18 protein-coding genes are annotated in these 17,805 nt (G+C 55.7%); 12 read left to right on the plus strand and 6 right to left on the minus strand.

The features are described 5' to 3' along the window. Window position 1 precedes the first annotated feature (1 nt). From AC2FJV_RS02170 to AC2FJV_RS02185, 4 genes are all read right to left on the minus strand, one after another. A complete protein-coding gene (locus AC2FJV_RS02170) occupies window positions 2-550 on the minus strand; it encodes a hypothetical protein (RefSeq protein ID WP_496701042.1) in 549 nt (182 codons plus the stop codon). Window positions 551-552: 2 nt separating this feature from the next. Then, window positions 553-1,383: an ABC transporter ATP-binding protein gene (locus AC2FJV_RS02175; RefSeq protein WP_496712635.1), complete on the minus strand. Its 831-nt coding sequence runs from the start codon at window positions 1,381-1,383 to the stop codon at window positions 553-555. Between the two features lie 8 nt (window positions 1,384-1,391). Beyond that, on the minus strand, window positions 1,392-2,180 hold the full coding sequence (locus AC2FJV_RS02180; RefSeq protein ID WP_496712637.1) for an ABC transporter ATP-binding protein: 789 nt from the start codon (window positions 2,178-2,180) through the stop codon (window positions 1,392-1,394). A 129-nt stretch (window positions 2,181-2,309) separates the two neighbouring features. Continuing rightward, the gene (locus AC2FJV_RS02185; RefSeq protein WP_142633772.1) at window positions 2,310-3,491 is read right to left on the minus strand and encodes an ABC transporter substrate-binding protein; all 1,182 of its coding nucleotides are present in this window, start codon (window positions 3,489-3,491) and stop codon (window positions 2,310-2,312) included. 153 nt (window positions 3,492-3,644) lie between these two features. On the opposite strand from AC2FJV_RS02185, the gene AC2FJV_RS02190 reads away from it, so the two are divergent. Continuing rightward, window positions 3,645-4,742, plus strand: coding sequence for a PQQ-dependent sugar dehydrogenase (locus tag AC2FJV_RS02190; RefSeq protein WP_281972088.1), 1,098 nt, complete (start codon window positions 3,645-3,647; stop codon window positions 4,740-4,742). On the opposite strand, the gene AC2FJV_RS02195 is transcribed toward AC2FJV_RS02190, so the two are convergent. Beyond that, a complete protein-coding gene (locus tag AC2FJV_RS02195; RefSeq protein WP_142633776.1) occupies window positions 4,739-5,743 on the minus strand; it encodes a GlxA family transcriptional regulator in 1,005 nt (334 codons plus the stop codon). The two genes, AC2FJV_RS02190 and AC2FJV_RS02195, sit on opposite strands and share 4 nt — an antisense overlap. Before the next feature lie 169 nt (window positions 5,744-5,912). Between AC2FJV_RS02195 and AC2FJV_RS02200 the strand changes: the two genes are divergently transcribed. Further along, on the plus strand, window positions 5,913-7,283 hold the full coding sequence (locus AC2FJV_RS02200; protein ID WP_142633778.1) for a class II 3-deoxy-7-phosphoheptulonate synthase: 1,371 nt from the start codon (window positions 5,913-5,915) through the stop codon (window positions 7,281-7,283). A 73-nt stretch (window positions 7,284-7,356) separates the two neighbouring features. Here the strand turns inward: AC2FJV_RS02200 and AC2FJV_RS02205 are convergent, their stop codons facing one another. After that, the gene (locus AC2FJV_RS02205; RefSeq protein WP_282021242.1) at window positions 7,357-8,031 is read right to left on the minus strand and encodes a PAS domain-containing protein; all 675 of its coding nucleotides are present in this window, start codon (window positions 8,029-8,031) and stop codon (window positions 7,357-7,359) included. Between the two features lie 243 nt (window positions 8,032-8,274). Between AC2FJV_RS02205 and AC2FJV_RS02210 the strand changes: the two genes are divergently transcribed. From AC2FJV_RS02210 to phoB, 10 genes are all read left to right on the plus strand, one after another. Continuing rightward, window positions 8,275-9,165, plus strand: coding sequence for a YicC/YloC family endoribonuclease (locus AC2FJV_RS02210; protein ID WP_281972091.1), 891 nt, complete (start codon window positions 8,275-8,277; stop codon window positions 9,163-9,165). Between the two features lie 16 nt (window positions 9,166-9,181). After that, on the plus strand, window positions 9,182-9,823 hold the full coding sequence (gene gmk / locus AC2FJV_RS02215; RefSeq protein ID WP_142633784.1) for a guanylate kinase: 642 nt from the start codon (window positions 9,182-9,184) through the stop codon (window positions 9,821-9,823). Next, the gene (locus AC2FJV_RS02220; RefSeq protein WP_282027405.1) at window positions 9,820-10,344 is read left to right on the plus strand and encodes a gamma carbonic anhydrase family protein; all 525 of its coding nucleotides are present in this window, start codon (window positions 9,820-9,822) and stop codon (window positions 10,342-10,344) included. The genes gmk and AC2FJV_RS02220 overlap by 4 nt, the downstream gene beginning before the upstream one ends. Before the next feature lie 34 nt (window positions 10,345-10,378). Further along, the gene (locus tag AC2FJV_RS02225; protein ID WP_496712423.1) at window positions 10,379-11,425 is read left to right on the plus strand and encodes a sensor histidine kinase; all 1,047 of its coding nucleotides are present in this window, start codon (window positions 10,379-10,381) and stop codon (window positions 11,423-11,425) included. Between the two features lie 195 nt (window positions 11,426-11,620). Beyond that, window positions 11,621-12,661 carry a substrate-binding domain-containing protein gene (locus tag AC2FJV_RS02230; protein ID WP_142633790.1) on the plus strand — a complete coding sequence of 347 codons (1,041 nt, stop codon included), beginning with the start codon at window positions 11,621-11,623 and terminating at the stop codon, window positions 12,659-12,661. Window positions 12,662-12,739: 78 nt separating this feature from the next. After that, window positions 12,740-14,212 carry a phosphate ABC transporter permease subunit PstC gene (gene pstC, locus AC2FJV_RS02235; RefSeq protein WP_281994611.1) on the plus strand — a complete coding sequence of 491 codons (1,473 nt, stop codon included), beginning with the start codon at window positions 12,740-12,742 and terminating at the stop codon, window positions 14,210-14,212. Then, window positions 14,209-15,570 (plus strand): phosphate ABC transporter permease PstA, encoded by a 1,362-nt coding sequence (gene pstA / locus AC2FJV_RS02240; RefSeq protein ID WP_496712427.1) that lies wholly within the window; start codon window positions 14,209-14,211, stop codon window positions 15,568-15,570. Before pstC ends, pstA begins: the two co-directional genes overlap by 4 nt. A 12-nt stretch (window positions 15,571-15,582) precedes the next feature. After that, on the plus strand, window positions 15,583-16,380 hold the full coding sequence (gene pstB, locus AC2FJV_RS02245) for a phosphate ABC transporter ATP-binding protein PstB (RefSeq protein WP_142633794.1): 798 nt from the start codon (window positions 15,583-15,585) through the stop codon (window positions 16,378-16,380). A 16-nt stretch (window positions 16,381-16,396) separates the two neighbouring features. Continuing rightward, window positions 16,397-17,098 (plus strand): phosphate signaling complex protein PhoU, encoded by a 702-nt coding sequence (phoU, locus tag AC2FJV_RS02250; RefSeq protein ID WP_271947126.1) that lies wholly within the window; start codon window positions 16,397-16,399, stop codon window positions 17,096-17,098. Window positions 17,099-17,109: 11 nt separating this feature from the next. Continuing rightward, window positions 17,110-17,799 carry a phosphate regulon transcriptional regulator PhoB gene (phoB, locus tag AC2FJV_RS02255; protein ID WP_142633798.1) on the plus strand — a complete coding sequence of 230 codons (690 nt, stop codon included), beginning with the start codon at window positions 17,110-17,112 and terminating at the stop codon, window positions 17,797-17,799. Window positions 17,800-17,805 lie beyond the last annotated feature (6 nt).

Consider the following 17,805-nt stretch of genomic DNA (forward strand, 5'->3'; position numbering starts at 1 on the left):
ATTACTCACCATACTCCGGACAGATTATCTTGATTGTTTCAAACTGCGCTTCGGCGCTGTTCCGCATTATATACAGCCTGAACCAAAAGTTTCTGTTCTCCCAAAGATCAACAACCTCATCGTCGTTGCTTGCATTCGCTTCGAAGACAAAAGCATATGACTGTTCGTCGTATGGTGAGACCTGCTCGCCAGAGAGCCAATCAGTTAAATTAAATTCCATTGGTTCACCTGAATCGAAATCGAATTTGAACCAAATTGGGAGAGGAACAGGCACTCTTGAATAGCGTGCAAAGTCGACCCAAGCGATTTCTTCCACTCTGTCAATAAGTTCGTATGGATTGTTTCCATTCTGCTCGTTTATTGGTGCCATGAAGACTGTCGTTGTAACGATCAGTTCGCTTTTTTCCTGTGTTAATTGGCAGAGATTTTGAACGTCACATCTTTCAACAATCACACAATCATATTTCTCGAGACCGCTCACAGGCCCTATGAATGCCATAACTGTCTGGGGAAAAATGCTCAGAAATAATGCGGAAACTGTTTTGAACATCCTCACCCCCCCAAGAAACTCTTACGGACCTCTGGATCGGCCAGCAGTTCCTTGCCCGTGCCGGTATAGGCGTTCCGCCCTTGAACCAGCACATATCCCTTATCTGCGATCTCCAACGCCTGACGAGCGTTCTGCTCAACCATCAGGATCGGCAACCCGGTGCGCGAGACCTCGATGATCCGATCGAAAAGCTCATCCATCACGATTGGTGAAACACCGGCGGTGGGTTCGTCCAACATCAGCACTTTGGGCTGGGTCATCAAGGCGCGGCCCACGGCGACCTGTTGGCGCTGACCGCCCGACAGCTCTCCGGCCGCCTGATTGCGTTTGTCGCGGAGAATAGGGAAGAGGTCATAGACCTGTTCCATCGTCTCTGTGAAATCGTCGCGGCGGATGAAGGCACCCATTTCGAGGTTCTCTTCGACCGTCATTGAAGTGAAGATGTTCTGCGTTTGCGGAACAAAGCCCATGCCCCGGATCACCCGGTCCTGCGGAGTGAGGGTGGTGATATCCTCACCATCCAGCCGCACCGCGCCTGCACGCACGTCCAGCATGCCGAACACGGCCTTCATGGCAGTGGATTTACCAGCACCGTTGGGGCCGACGATCACCGCGATCTCACCTTTGTCGACGGCGATGGTGCAATCGTGCAGGATGTCCGGCCCTTTGCCGTAACCGCCCGTCATTGTGTCGCCAATCAGAAACGGACCACCTTTGACCGAATGCGTTTCGCCGCTTTTACGGTGGGCCGGCGTCATTGTCCCAATGCCCGCCGTGTTGGTGATCGAGGCATCCTTGTTGCCCTTATCGTCCTGGTAGGGATTGTCACTCATTCCAGCGGTCATGTTTGGGCCTCCAGCTTGTCTTTGTTCTTCAGGCCGGTGCCCAGATAGGCTTCGATCACGTGCTCATTGGCCTTGATCTCGTCCAAAGTTCCCTCGGCCAGAACCTTGCCTTCGGCCATACAGATGACCGGGTCGCAGATTTTGCCAATGAAATCCATGTCGTGCTCGATGACCACAAAGGTATAGCCGCGTTCCGTGTTCAGACGCAGAATGGTGTCGGCGATGGTCATCAGCAGGGTGCGGTTCACACCTGCGCCGACTTCGTCCAGAAACACGATCTTGGCGTCGACCATCATGGTGCGTCCAAGCTCCAGCAGTTTCTTCTGCCCACCCGAGACCTGACCGGCCTTGTGATCGGCGAGGTGTTCAATGGTCAGAAATTCCAGCACCTCATCGGCGCGGGCTGCCAGGGCGCGCTCTTCATCTGCGATGCGCTTGCGCCCGAACCAGGTGTTCCACAGCGATTCACCCGATTGCGCGCCGGGCACCATCATCAGGTTCTCGCGGCAGCTCATCGACGAAAACTCATGCGCGATCTGGAAGGTCCGCAACAAGCCTTTGTGAAACAGATCATGCGGCGGCAGGCCGGTGATGTCCTCACCATCCATGAACACCCTGCCGCTGGTTGGTGGCAGAACGCCCGCAATCACGTTGAACAGTGTGGTTTTTCCGGCCCCGTTCGGCCCGATCAGGCCGGTGATCGAGCCCATTTGGATTTCAAGCGATGCCCCGTCCACCGCATGAAAACCGCCGAAATGCTTATGCACGTCCTCGACGACGATCATCTTTTCCCCTAGCCGCCCTGTTCGGCGTTCTTGTTTGCCCATCCCCTGCAAAGAGGTGCGGCCTTTTGTCATTGAAACAGCCCGGACACAAGGCCCGGGCTGCTTGGTATTATGACTTTTATTGCTGGATCAACGGAAGTTGACGGTCTTGTTCTCGCCGTCGGTGACTTCGATCTCGCGGTAGGATCCGGCGCTTTCACCGGGGCCAATCAATTCAACGCCGGACGCGCCGACATAGTCGATGTCCTGACCAGCGGCCAACAGTTCCAGACCTTTGGCCAGCTCACCCGGATAGATCTTCTCACCTGGAGCGTTGGCAACATCTAGGATCTTGCTGCCATAGTCGGCCGGGTTGGTCGAACCAGCGGCCTGCATCGCCAGCATGAACAGCGCTGCGGCGTCATAGCTTTCAGGCGAATAGGGCGACGATCCGTCAAAACCGGCGGCTTCGGCCATGGCAAAGTACTTTTCAGCACCTTCACCACCTGAACCGGCGATCTGACCGAACGAGCCGTTCAGGTCGGGACCGACATTTGCGGGCAGCGAGTCACCGATCATGCCGCCCGGCAAGCCGAACGTGTCGAATGCACCGCTGTCCAGCGCTGACTGAATGATGCCCAGTCCGCCCTGATCGAGATACCCGGCTACAACCAGAATGTCGCCACCGGCCGAGGCCAGCGCGCCAACTTCGGCCGAGTAGTCCGCTTTGCCATCTTCATGCGCTGCCACGATTGTGACTTCGCCGCCCGATGCCTCGAACGAGGACTGGATCGCGTCTGCCAGACCCTTGCCATAGTCGTTGTTGGTGTAGGTCAGTGCGATTGAAGTGATACCGCGATCATTCAGGATATCTGCCATCACTTGACCTTCACGCGCATCCGAAGGGGCGGTGCGGAAGAACAGGCCGTTATCCTCCATGGTCGACAGGCCGGGCGAGGTCGCCGAGGGCGAGATCATGACCATCCCGTTCGGGATCGCGACATTCTGCAGGATCGCTCCGGTCACGCCAGAGCAGTCACCGCCAATGATGCCGGCAACGCCGTCGGCAATCATGCGTTCACCGTTCGAGGTGGACAGGCCGTTGTCGATACAGCCGGTGTCAGCGCGCGATGCGGTGACGGTCGAGCCATCCAGCAGTTTGCCGGATTCGGTGACTTCGGCCATCGCCATCTCGGCGCCTGAACCCATAGCGGGTGCCAGCGATTCAATCGGTCCGGTAAAGCCGAACAGAACACCCAATGTGACGTCTTCGGCCATAGCTGCGCCCGAAAGAAGGGCGGTTGCTGCAGTTGCTGTAAGCAGCTTTTTCATATGGTTACTCCCAGTTGTGAACGTATTCGTTCTGGGCACGACCCTAGGCAAGCTGTTCGAAAAAGAAAAGTCCTAACGCAAACGTGTTTTTGTGGCGCACAGTTCTAGTTGTTCAGATGTGCCCGGCGCGGTGTTTTCGGTAAGGAGAACGAGATGTTTAGACTAGCTTTGATCTTCATATTTTCTGTTGTTTCAGGGTTGGCAGGGGCAGAATCGCTAACTACCAACTCCGGATCGGCGCGTGTGACGGCGATGGTGAAGGGGCTCGATACGCCCTGGGCAGTCGGCATCCTGCCTGACATGTCCTTTCTGGTAACTGAGCGCGACGGTGATCTTCTGTTCGTGTCGGAGGGAAACATAGTTCGCGTCAAAGGTACTCCCAATGTGGTTGCAAAGGGGCAGGGCGGTTTGCTGGACGTAACCGTTGCCAGGGATTTTTCACAAAGCCGTGAGGTTTTCCTGACCTATTCCAAGCCTCAACCAAAGGGGGCAGGCACTGCACTTGCGATTGCGCGCCTGTCCGAAGACGGATCAGAGCTGACCGATCTGCGCACGATTTTCGAAGCGGAAAATGGTGGGGATTCTGGGCGTCATTTTGGCTCTCGTATTGTCGAGGCAAAGGACGGGACATTACTTGTCACTATCGGCGATCGTGGTGATCGCCCGACCGCACAGGATCAATCGAGCCACAACGGCTCGGTGATCCGTGTGAATCGGGACGGCTCGGTGCCGGCTGATAATCCATTTGTCGGACAACAGGGAATTCAGCCTGAGATATGGTCTTATGGCCACCGGAATCCCCAAGGCGCAGGGCTGGATGCACGGGGGCATCTATGGGTATCGGAACATGGAGCCAAGGGCGGAGATGAAGTGAACCTAATCCGGCCGGGGCGGAACTATGGCTGGCCGGTGATTTCCTATGGCAAGCACTATTCCGGCCAGGCAATCGGCGAGGGGACGGCGAAACCGGGGATGGAGCAACCTGAATTCTATTGGGACCCTTCCATCGCCCCATCCGGCCTTTTGATTTATTCAGGCAAGCTTTGGCCCGAATGGAACGGTGATCTATTCGTCGGGTCGCTCAAATTCGACTATATCGCTCGGCTTGAAGGCATCCCTTTGACTGAGGTCGAGCAGATCAAGGGCCCTCAGACGGAACGCGTCCGCGACATTGTCGAGGCACCAGATGGATCAATCTGGTTTGTTTCCGTCGGGCAGGGCGCTGTCTTTCGCATGACCCCCAGCGATTAAACAGACAAGCGCCCGCTTTGCGCACCGCGCTCACGATAGGGCGTGGTGTTGTAATGCGCCCGGTAGCATTTCGAGAAATGGCTCGGCGAGGCAAACCCGCATGCCAGCGCCACGTTGATCACGCTCATGTCGGTCTGCATCAGCAGGTTCCGGGCTTTATGCAGGCGCAGCTCCATATAATAGCGTTTAGGTGACCGGCTGAGGTAACGGCGAAACAGACGCTCTAGCTGCCGCGTGGACATGCCGACCTCTTTGGCCAGAAGCGAAGGCGAGATCGGCTCTTCGATGTTCTTCTCCATCATCAGGATGACCTGGCTCAGCTTGGGATGGCGCACCCCAATCCGTGTCGGGGTCGACAGACGCTGGGTGTCCTGATCAGTACGGATCGAGGAATAGATCAGCTGATCGGCCACCGCGTTCGCAAGATCTTCGCCAAAATCCTCGGCGATGATTTTCAGCATCAGGTCGATAGAGGAAGTACCACCGGCTGTTGTCATCCGGTTTCCGTCAATCTGGAATACGGATTTGGTCAGTTCGACCTCATCAAATTCTTCGGTGAAACTGTCTGAGTTTTCCCAGTGAATTGTCGCACGCTTGCCATCCAGTAAACCGGCCTTGGCCAAGGTATAAGCTGCCGTACACAGCCCACCAATGCGCAATCCCCGGCGTGCTTCGCGGCGGACCCAGTTCAGAATTTTCTTGGTGGTAGCGGCTTGAACATCGACACCGCCGCAGATCAGCACGACGTCATCACGCTGCAGCTCGGCTAGATCTGCGTCCAGTTTGAACTCGGTTCCTGCGGAACATCTGATTGTCTCGCCGCCTTCTCCAGACAGACTCCAACTGTAAAGCTCTTTGTCGGCCATTCGGTTTGCGATGCGCAGGCTATCCAGCGCAGAGGCAAAACACAGCAGCGAGAATTTGTCCAACAGGACAAACACGAAATGACGAGGGCTGGCCGCAGTGGTTTCCACCGTGACAACTTGGCGTTGCTCTTGCATGGCGAGGTGTCCTTGATTCGGCGCCGTTTGACCCTACGTCCGGCGACAGATTTGACCGCCACCATGATCAAAGCTTGTTTGCGACGTCAAGAGGTCCAAATCGTATATGGCCTCTCACCAAACGTTTTTGTATAGAGGCGACTTGAATACTTCAGCGGAGATCAAAGCTATGACCGAATGGCAAAAAACGAACTGGCGCAACAAGCCCCGGGTTCAGATGCCAGACTATACCGACGCAGCCGCGCTGGCAAAAGTCGAGGCTCAGCTTTCGCAGTATCCGCCGCTGGTGTTTGCAGGTGAGGCACGTCGGCTCAAGCAACATCTTGGTGCTGCGGGGCGGGGTGAGGCTTTCCTGCTGCAGGGCGGCGACTGTGCTGAAAGCTTTGAACAATTCAGCGCGGATGCGATCCGCGACACCTTTAAGGTGATGCTGCAGATGGCCATGGTTCTGACCTATGGCGCAAAGGTGCCGGTGGTCAAAGTGGGCCGTATGGCTGGACAGTTCGCCAAACCGCGCAGCGCACCGACAGAGGTGGTGGATGGCATTGAGCTGCCCAGCTATCGCGGCGATATTATCAACGAGCTGGATTTCACGCCCGAGGCGCGGATTCCGAATCCGTCCAAGATGTTGCAAGCCTATACGCAGGCAGCGGCAACATTGAACTTGTTGCGCGCCTTTTCGACCGGTGGTTTCGCCGATATGAGCCATGTGCATTCGTGGACACTCGGCTTTGCCGATGGCCAGGATGTTCAGAAATACTCTGAAATTGCTGACCGAATTCAGGATTCGATTGATTTCATGGGGGCTGCGGGCATCACCGCGGACACAACGCATGAATTCTCGTCGGTTGAATTCTATACCAGCCACGAAGGTCTGCTGCTTGAATACGAAGAGGCGCTGACCCGTCTTGATTCTACATCGGGCAACTGGTTGGCCGGGTCCGGCCACATGATCTGGATTGGCGACCGCACCCGTCAACCTGATGGCGCGCATGTTGAATTCTGTTCCGGCGTTCTGAACCCGATCGGTCTGAAATGCGGTCCGACGACATCTGCCGAAGACCTCAAAGTTTTGATGGCCAAACTGAACCCGGAAAACGAAGAAGGGCGTCTGACCCTGATCGCGCGGTTTGGTGCAGGCAAGGCGGGAGAGCATCTGCCGCGTCTGGTCAAAGCTGTCAAGGAAGAGGGCGCCAAGGTGACCTGGGTCTGTGACCCAATGCACGGCAATACGATCAAATCGGCCACCGGCTATAAGACCCGGCCTTTTGATTCTGTGCTGCGCGAAGTACGCGACTTCTTTGGTGTGCATCAGGCCGAGGGCACGATCCCCGGCGGTGTGCATTTTGAGATGACGGGGCTAGACGTGACCGAATGCACTGGAGGTGTACGCGCTGTAACAGAAGAAGATCTGTCAGACCGTTACCATACAGCCTGCGATCCACGTTTGAACGCGTCGCAATCGTTGGAACTGGCCTTCCTTGTTGCGGAAGAACTGACAGATCTGCGCCGGAACCGCGGCAAACGCGCAGCCTCCTAACCACTTGGTCAGACGATTTTAAAAAGGCGGGTCTAATAGGCCCGCCTTCTTTACATTTAACACGCGTTACTCGTTACTTATCCCGTGATACGACCAATCGAAGGTGAGATCCGGGACGTTTGTACTCTTGTTGTTCTTCGGCAAATCCTTCGACAACAGGCTGAACCGGTTGTTGCGGCGCCTGTATTTCTGACACAGCACGCAGTTTATAATGGCTTACATCAAAGCGCCGGGGGGTTGCCCCAATCGCCCCGTCACTGACCATAACGCCAAGAACACGGCTGACATCGCCCAAATCGCTTTTCAGCGGCAAAAGGATCATTCGCGCCTGAAGATCCGTGCGCCCAAACCCACCGGTCGAGGCCAATTCAAGTTCAGCAATGGCAGGACCGGCAAAAACCTGTTCAAGGATTTCGGTAACCTGAGTTCGCGCGCTGGGTTCGAAAAAAGCGGTCAGAGGCATTCCCCGAACCTCCATACCCGCCAGTGTGTTCAAGTGACTGCCGGCCAGACGAAACCGGGCCAGACCGGGTGCAATGCGTTCAAGGATGAAGGTGTTAGGCAGGATATTCTCAAGCCCGCGCGGGTCGATCTGAGATCGCATAGGAACACCATCGCCGGACAGCAAGGCTGTCCAGTACGCTTCGGCCTGTTGTATGGGCGATAGACTGCGCCCACTGTCAAAACGATCCATTGCGACGATCTTTCCAAATTTAGTCCCGGAACCGTTACCGAAAAAGATCTTCATTTTCATCACCCTAACTGCAATCGACCGTCATTTTCATAAAATGCAAGATACCGGGAGCTTTTGCGCCTTGTCGGTACTTGCCTAGACGAGATTGGCACGGGTTGAGTCAATTTTGGAGTAATTCTTTAATGAATGGTTAACCTCTGTCCGACGCAGTCATTCTCAGCAAACTCTTGCCCTGCACACGAGGATGGCATTAGGTGCGGACAAGAACACTGGGCGGGCAAAGCGGAGAAGACAGGCATGATCAGATCCATGACCGGATTTGCCTCGGGCAAGGGAACACATGGTCCACATAGCTGGACCTGGGAGTTGCGCAGCGTAAACGGCAAAGGGCTGGATATGCGTCTGCGGGTGCCTGAATGGCTCACCGGGCTCGAAGCCGCGCTTCGTTCGCGGATTTCGAAAAGCCTGGGCCGGGGGAATGTGACGCTTTCGCTCAAGCTGAGCCGCGAGGAAACGACAGCCGATCTTGTGCTGAACCCGGTTGCGATGGCCGCTGCTCTGGATGCTCTGGCGCGAACGCAGACGATGGCAGAAGAACGGGGACTAGCGCTGGCCCCGTCGACGGCGGCCGAGCTTATTGCTGTCAAAGGCATGTTGGAAACCGGTGGGGATGCGGATGATCCGGCCCCCTTGGTCAAACATCTAACCGGCGCGTTTGATGATTTGCTGAGCGATTTCATTAAGATGCGTGAATCCGAAGGCCGGGCCCTGGCCGATGTGCTTGAGGCGCAGCTATCGCAGGTTTCAAGCCTTACGGAGCAAGCCGCCAAGCTCGCTGAAGAGCGCCGGGATAAAATCGCTGAAAACTTACAAGAAAATCTGCAGCGCGTGATGGATAATGCGCAAGGCGCGGATCCGGACCGGGTTGCACAAGAGTTGGCTCTGATTGCAGTCAAGTCGGATATAACGGAAGAAATTGACAGGCTGAAGGCCCATGTCACTGCCGCACGCGATTTGCTTGCACAGGATGCCGCCGTGGGGCGCAAGCTTGATTTTCTGATGCAAGAGTTCAACCGCGAGGCCAATACGCTGTGTTCCAAGGCACAAAGCGCCGATTTGACATCGGTTGGGCTTGAGTTGAAGGCGGTAATAGATCAGATGCGCGAGCAAGTGCAGAACGTAGAATAATGACAGGAGCGCCCTGATGGCGGATCGACGCGGCCTATTAATCATTCTGTCCTCGCCTTCGGGCGCAGGGAAATCCACGTTGGCCAAGCGTCTGATGCAATGGGACACGGATCTGGAGTTCTCGGTTTCGGCCACAACACGCGCGCCCCGGCCTGGGGAAGAACATGGGCGTGAGTATTATTTCCTGACAGAAGATACCTTTCGACAGCAGGTGTCCGAGGGACAGATGCTGGAACATGCCCATGTGTTTGGCAATTTCTACGGCTCTCCGGCTGGGCCAGTTCGCGAGTCCATCAATGACGGCAAGGACGTTCTGTTCGATGTCGACTGGCAGGGCGAGGTGCAGATTAGGAACTCGGATCTGGGCAAACACGCCCTGTCGATTTTCATCCTGCCACCGTCGATCCCCGAATTGCGCCGCCGACTGGAAAGCCGCGGTCAGGACAGTGAAGAGGTTATTTCCAAGCGGATGCTTAAAAGCTGGGATGAGATCAGTCATTGGGGATATTACGACTATGTGCTGGTCAATGACGATCTGGACGAGACCGAAGAAAAGCTGAAAACCATCGTCAGTGCCGAGCGAATGCGGCGTATCCAGCAACCCAAGCTTCAGGATCATGTCCGTACGCTGCAAAACGAATTCGAGGATCAGTCATGACCATCTATGCCCTTGGCTCTGATGTACCGGAAATCCACGAGGACACCTGGGTCGCCCCAGACGCCAATCTGATCGGCAAAGTCGTGCTTGAACAGGGGGCCTCGGTCTGGTTCGGCTGCACGATCCGCGCTGATCACGAAGAAATCCGGGTTGGTGAGGGCAGCAATGTTCAGGAAAACTGCGTCATGCATATTGATGCGGGGTATCCTCTGACCATCGGGAAGAACTGCACGATTGGGCATAAGGTCATGCTGCATGGCTGTACGATCGGGGATAATACCCTGATCGGAATGGGGGCCATCGTGTTGAACGGTGCCAAGATCGGCAAAAACTGTCTGATCGGGGCAGGGGCTTTGGTGACCGAAGGAAAAGAGATACCGGATAATTCTCTGGTCATGGGCTCACCGGGTAAAGTCGTGCGCGAGATCGACAATGCGACCGCCCAGAAGCTGACCTTCAGCGCCTTGCATTATCAAGAAAACATGCGTCATTTTCGCGATACAATGCGAGAGCTATCCTAGCGTCCAACTGCGTTGCTAAGAGAACTGCCCCTTTATGACCAACGACCAACTTGAAGAAATTGTAACCGCCATCCCGATGCCCGCGCTGATGGTTGACCAGACGGAACGGATTATTGCGGTCAATACCGAAGCAAAGACGTTGTTGGGCCAGAATATCCTGCAGCGGCATTTCGCGACCATCCTCAGACAGCCGCAGGTTATCGAAGCGATTGAACAAAGCCTGCGCACGAAGGGAACGTCCAACACTCGGCACCTGTCCAATGACGGAGCCCAGGATACAACATTCGAAGTTCAGTGCCGGTACATGAATGGGGTCGGTGCAGTATCCGGCGGTGCGTTGCTTGCTGTATTTCAGGACGTTACGCATGTTGAGCACGCAAATCAGATGCGACGTGATTTCGTCGCGAATGTCAGCCATGAATTGCGGACCCCGCTGACGGCATTAATGGGCTTTATTGAAACCTTGCGCGGTCCGGCCCGAGATGACGAGGTTGCCCGGGATCGTTTTCTTCAGATCATGAACGACGAGGCAAATCGCATGAACCGGCTTGTCGGCGATCTTCTGTCTTTGAACCGCGTCGAAAGCGAAGAGCGGGTTCGCCCGAAAGAACAACTTGAGCTGACGGCACTTCTTAAATCGACCCTCAATTCTCTGCGCCCATTGGCAGATGACGCGGATGTAGTGCTGAGCCTGGATGCGCCCGAAGACAAAATAATGCTAGTTGGCGACAGCGACCAGTTGCTCCAAGTATTTACCAACCTGATCGAGAACGGAATTAAATACGGCGGCAGCGGTGGTCGGGTAGAAGTTCGCGTCAAATCTTCGGATCACGATACCGCAATGCGCGGTCCCGGCGTTCGCGTTCAGATCGTGGACAGGGGACCTGGAATCGACCCGAAGCATGTATCGCGTTTGACCGAACGATTCTATCGCGCGGACAGTCATAGGTCACGGCAACTGGGTGGAACCGGGTTGGGCCTGGCGATTGTAAAACATATTCTAAACCGCCATCGCGGCAGATTGCGGGTGGAAAGCGATCTTGGAAAAGGCACTGTTTTTACAGTGATTTTGCCGCGCTGATCGCTTGGATCAAGCCAGTTGTCGGATCTGTTTTGTTTCTTTCACAGCATATGTTCTGTGGCGTATCGGCTGAAAATCCAAACATGTCATGAAACCGTTACACACTTGTCACAAAAGACTTACGCACGACTTTTAGAGGTTCGGCCAAGATCATCATGAGGATGATCCAGAAACATATTTCTCAAGGAGACTGAAATGTCCTTTGTAAAACTGTCGGCTTCGGTTCTGGCTATCGCTGCTGTTTCGGCCACTGCGGCCACCGCGCGTGATCAAGTTCAGGTTGCTGGTTCTTCCACCGTTCTGCCCTATGCTTCGATCGTTGCAGAAGCCTTTGGCGAAAACTTTGACTTCCAGACCCCGGTTGTTGAATCGGGCGGATCTTCGGCCGGCCTCAAGCGGTTCTGTGAAGGTGTTGGCGAAAACACCATCGACGTAGCGAACGCTTCGCGCCAGATCCGTGAAAAAGAGATCAAAGCCTGCGCCGAAAACGGCGTCACCGACATCATCGAAGTTCAGATCGGCTATGACGGCATCGTTTTCGCATCCGACATCAACGGCAACTCGTTCGAGTTCACGCCGGAAGATTGGTACAAAGCGCTGTCCGCTCAGATCGTAGTTGATGGCCAGCTGGTCGACAATCCCAACAAGACCTGGGCCGACGTGAACCCAGCATTCCCGGCGCAGCCGATTGCAGCCTTCATCCCCGGCACCAAGCACGGCACGCGTGAAGTGTTCGAAGACAAGGTGATCCTGGCCGGTTGTGAGCATCTGGGTGACTTTGATGTCTACAAAGCCGCAAATGGTGACGACAAGAAAGCCGCTGAAAAAGCCTGTATCGCTCTGCGTACGGATGGCGTTTCGGTCGACATCGACGGTGACTATACCGAGACCCTGGCGCGTATCGACAGCAACAAAGACGGCATCGGCGTCTTTGGTCTGGCGTTCTACGAAAACAACACCGACAAACTGCAGGTTGCGACCATGGCAGGCATCGTGCCTTCGACCGAATCCATCGCAACTGGCGAATACCCGGTATCGCGCCCGCTGTTTTTCTATGTGAAAAAAGCGCATATCGGCGTTATCCCCGGGCTGAAAGAATATGCAGAGTTCTTCGTCGCTGACGAGGTTGCAGGCCCCGATGGCCCTCTGGCTGCATACGGTCTCGTATCAGACCCAGAGCTGGTCAAGGTTCAGGAAATCGTAGCCAGCGAAACCACTTTGGGCGGCGGTTCCTAAGCTTTCATACGACTGAACCGGGGCGGTGTCTACGCCCCGGTTTTCTTAAATCCACTCCTGCCGCTTGACGGAGTTCTCATGGCACTAACCTGGCTGCTGCTCATTTTGCTGGCGATTGCTGTTCTTGGCTATTTTGCGGGCCGGTACCGCGCGATGGCCAGCGCGGACGGAAACCTGCGCAATCTGCACTCTCTTCCATCCTATTACGGCTATAACGTTGCTTTGACGGCGCTGATACCGGGGTTCGTTTTGCTGGTCATCTGGTTGCTGGCGCAGCCCTTGATCGTCAGCAATTCTGCCTCTGGGTTGCTGCCGGACTCGGCAATCCCCGAGGGGTCGACCCGCGGCTTGCTGATGAGCGAAGTGCGCCGGGTCGCCAACGGCCTGGACGGCGCGGTTGCCGCAGGCACCATGACCGAAGACTTTGCCCGCAGCGCGCATGAGGATTTTGCCGATGTGACCGCGCGACTGAAAGAGGCTGGCCAGATCATTACGCAAGAGGTAACCGCACCCATTCTGCTGGCGGCGCAGAAATATCGCTCGATGAGCGCAAGCGGAAACATTGCGATGCAGATCGCGGTTTTGGTTGTGACGCTGATCGGGGCCTCATTTGCCTATATCCGCACTCATAAAGAATTTCGCGCCCGAAATGTTGTCGAACAAGGCATTCTGGCGCTGCTGCTGCTGGCCGCTTCGATCGCAGTTCTGACCACAGTCGGCATCGTCCTGTCCATGTTTTTTGAAACGATGAATTTCTTCGAACTTCATTCGTGGAAAGACTTTTTCTTTGGCAGCACCTGGGCCCCGAACTTCCGGGGCGGAAGTGAACTGTCGATCCTCCCACTGCTGTGGGGGACATTGTATATTTCTCTGATCGCGTTGCTGGTTGCGGTTCCGATTGGGCTGTACGCTGCGATCTATCTTTCCGAATATGCCTCGAGCGTGGCAAGGTCTGTGGCCAAGCCTTTGCTGGAAATCCTCGCCGGTATCCCAACCATCGTTTACGGTCTTTTCGCGCTGCTGACGGTCGGTCCGGCACTGGTATCTGTGTTCGGGCAGGGGGGTGCTTTGGGCGTTGGTTGGATGGCCAGTTCGAACGCTGTACTCACGGCGGGTCTGGTCATGGGCATCATGCTCATCCCATTCGTGTCGTCACTATCTGACGACATCATCAACGCGGTGCCCCAGTCAATGCGAGACGGATCGCTAGGCTTAGGCGCAACGCATTCCGAAACTGTCAGGCAAGTCGTCCTGCCGGCAGCTTTGCCCGGGATCGTAGGGGCAATCTTGTTGGCCGCAAGCCGCGCAATCGGTGAGACGATGATTGTCGTAATGGCCGCCGGTGCGATTGCCAAATTCTCGGGAAACCCTTTCGAAGCCATGACCACAATCACCACTAGGATCGTCAGCCAGCTGACCGGGGATACTGATTTCGCAAGCCCGGAGACTCTTGTGGCCTTTGCCCTGGGTCTGACCCTGTTCATCATCACGCTGGGGCTGAACATCTTCGCCCTCTATATCGTGCGCAAATACCGGGAGCAGTATGAATGACTGACATGTCCCAAAAACAAGACGCAGCACCTGCCGCTAAACACAAAGGGGCTTCGCTGTTCAATCAGGACACGCGAACCAAGCGTCGCAATGCGGCCGAATCCCGGTTCAAAATGTACGGGATCGCGGCCATTGGTGTCGGTCTTGTGATGTTGATCGTGTTGGTGACCAATATCGTCACCTCCGGTACCGGCGCCTTTCAGCAAAGCTTTCTTGAGCTGACGGTTGAGCTGAAGGAAGACAAGCTCGACAAAAAGGGCAACCGTGACATCGCGGATATCAGCAAGGTTTCGACCTTCGGATACGCGCCTTTGATCGCCTCCGCACTGGAGGTTGAGGTGCAGAAACTGGGCATCCAGTCCGATCTGTCGCCCAAAGAGATGGGGCAAATCCTTTCCAAATCCGCACAGGCGGACCTGCGTAATTACGTCATCTCGAACCCGGATGAGATCGGAAAGTCGGTCAGCTTCCGTTTTTTGGTGAACAGCCGCGTTGATGGCTATCTGAAGGGCCGTGTGACACGCCAGTCCATCGCGAATGACAAGAGCATCTCGGTCGCACAGCTGGACTTCGTGGATCAGTTGCGTGCTGCTGGTGTGCTGTACAAGGCGTTCAACCCTGACTTTATCTTCGGGGCGGACGCCTCCGATCAGCGGCCCGAGGCTGCCGGGATCGGAGTATCCATGCTGGGCTCACTGTTCATGATGCTGGTTGTGTTGGTGCTGGCGCTGCCGATCGGGGTTGCGGCCTCAATCTATCTGGAAGAATTCGCGCCGCAGAACCGGTTTACCGATATTATCGAGGTGAATATCTCGAACCTCGCGGCAGTTCCTTCGATTGTGTTCGGTATTCTGGGCCTGGCCGTGTTCATCAACTATATGCACCTGCCGACCTCGGCCCCGCTGGTGGGTGGTCTGGTTCTGACGCTGATGACGCTGCCGACGATCATCATTTCGACCCGCGCGTCGCTAAAGGCGGTGCCGCCGTCGATCCGGGACGCCGCGCTGGGGGTAGGGGCCTCGAAAATGCAGGCAGTGTTTCATCATGTGTTGCCACTGGCCGCACCTGGCATCCTGACGGGTACTATTATTGGCCTGGCGCAGGCGCTTGGTGAAACTGCGCCGTTGCTGCTGATCGGGATGGTGGGCTTTATCGCCTCGAACCCGCCGGATGGAATAGTGGACGGTTTTCTGTCTCCGAACTCGGCCATGCCAGCACAGATTTACGAATGGTCCAAGCGCGCCGACCCGGCCTTTTACGAACGCGCATGGGGGGGCATCATTATCCTTCTGCTTTTCCTGGTAACAATGAATGCAATCGCAGTCATCCTGCGCCGCCGCTTTGAACGCCGCTGGTAAATGGGGTCAATTATGAACGATATGACACGAGTGGAGAGAACCGTGGACGCCAAAGACATCAAGATCGCCGCGAACAAGGTTCAGGTTTATTACGGTGAAAATCACGCCATCAAAGACGTCGACGTCAGGATCGAAGACAAGACCGTCACGGCCTTTATCGGCCCCTCGGGTTGCGGAAAATCCACCTTCCTGCGCTGCCTGAACCGGATGAACGACACGATCGACATCTGCCGTGTCGAGGGCGATATCCTGCTGGATGGCGAAGATATCTATGACAAACGCGTCGACCCGGTTCAGCTGCGTGCCAAGGTCGGTATGGTGTTTCAGAAACCGAACCCATTTCCCAAGTCAATCTATGACAATGTGGCCTACGGCCCGCGTATCCACGGACTGGCCAGAAACAAGGCTGAACTGGACGAGATTGTCGAGAAATCACTGCGCCGCGGCGCCATCTGGGATGAGGTCAAAGACCGTCTGGATGCCCCCGGAACCGGCCTGTCCGGCGGTCAGCAACAGCGCCTGTGCATCGCCCGTGCGGTGGCTACGGAACCTGAGGTTCTGCTGATGGACGAGCCGTGCTCGGCCCTTGATCCGATTGCGACTGCGCAGGTAGAGGAACTGATCGACGAATTGCGGTCGCGATACTCGGTGGTGATCGTTACCCACTCGATGCAGCAGGCCGCTCGCGTCAGCCAGAAGACCGCGTTTTTCCATTTGGGCAACCTTGTCGAGTTTGGTGAAACCGGACAGATTTTCACCAACCCCGAAGATCCCCGCACCGAAAGCTACATCACCGGCCGTATCGGCTGAACATAGGTATTCAGAGATGACAGAACAACATATCGCATCCGCCTTCGACCGGGATCTGGAAGCCATTCAGGCGCATATCATGAAAATGGGCGGCCTCGTCGAAGCCGCAATCATGAGCGCGGCACGGTCGCTTGAGTCGCGCGATGTCGAACTCGCGCAAGAGGTGCGTCAGGGCGACAAGGCCATTGATGCGTTGGAAGAGCTGATCAACGAAGAAACGGCGCGTTTGATCGCGCTGCGTGCGCCAACAGCAAGCGATCTTCGTCTGGTCCTATCGGTATTGAAGGTTTCCGCCAACCTGGAACGTATCGGCGACTATTCAAAGAACATAGCCAAACGCACGACGGTCCTGGTCAATACCAGTGAGATCAATGGCAGTGCCGCCGCCTTGCGACGTATGGCACGTGAGGTCGAACGGATGCTCAGGGACGCTTTGGACGCCTATGTCCAGCGCGACGCTGAGCTGGCGGCGGATGTCATCGAACGTGATGAGGAAGTCGACCAGATGTATAATGGTCTGTTCCGAGAATTCCTGACTTTCATGGCAGAAGACCCACGCAACATCTCATCCTGTATGCACCTGCATTTCATCGCCAAGAATATAGAACGTATGGGCGATCATGTGACGGCGATTGCCGAGCAGGTCGTTTATCTGGTGACCGGAGAGCGCCCGACAGAAGCGCGTCCCAAAGCCGATTTTACATCGCAATCCGTCTAGGAGATTTGAGAATGTCCGCTGATCAACCGACCGTTCTGGTTGTCGAGGATGAGCCGGCTCAGCGCGAAGTCCTGGCCTATAATCTCGAGGCAGAAGGTTTTCGCGTATCCAAAGCAGCCAATGGTGAAGAGGCCATGTTGCTGGTCGATGAAGACAGTCCGGACATTATCGTACTGGACTGGATGATGCCCAATCTCAGCGGGATCGAGGTTTGCCGCCGGCTGAAAACCCGCTCCGACACGCGGTCGATCCCAATTATCATGCTGTCGGCCCGGTCGGAAGAAATCGACAAAGTGCGAGGTCTGGAAACCGGGGCTGATGACTATGTGGTCAAACCCTATTCGATTGTCGAGCTTATGGCCCGGGTACGCACCCAGTTGCGGCGTGTCCGGCCTGCGACTGTAGGAATTAGGCTGGAATTCGCAGACATCGTTTTGGATTCTGAAACTCATAAGGTCAGCCGCGACAGCAAACCACTAAAGCTTGGCCCAACCGAATTTCGCTTGCTGAGCACATTCATGGAAAAGCCGGGCCGCGTCTGGAGCCGAGAACAGCTATTGGATCGCGTCTGGGGGCGGGATATTTATGTCGATACACGAACGGTCGACGTTCATATCGGCCGCTTACGCAAAGCACTAACGCAGTATGGTGGAGATGATCCGGTTCGCACTGTTCGTGGTGCGGGATACGCGCTGGGTTGAACGCGT

It is taken from the genome of Ruegeria sp. CDSA241 (assembly GCF_059611265.1).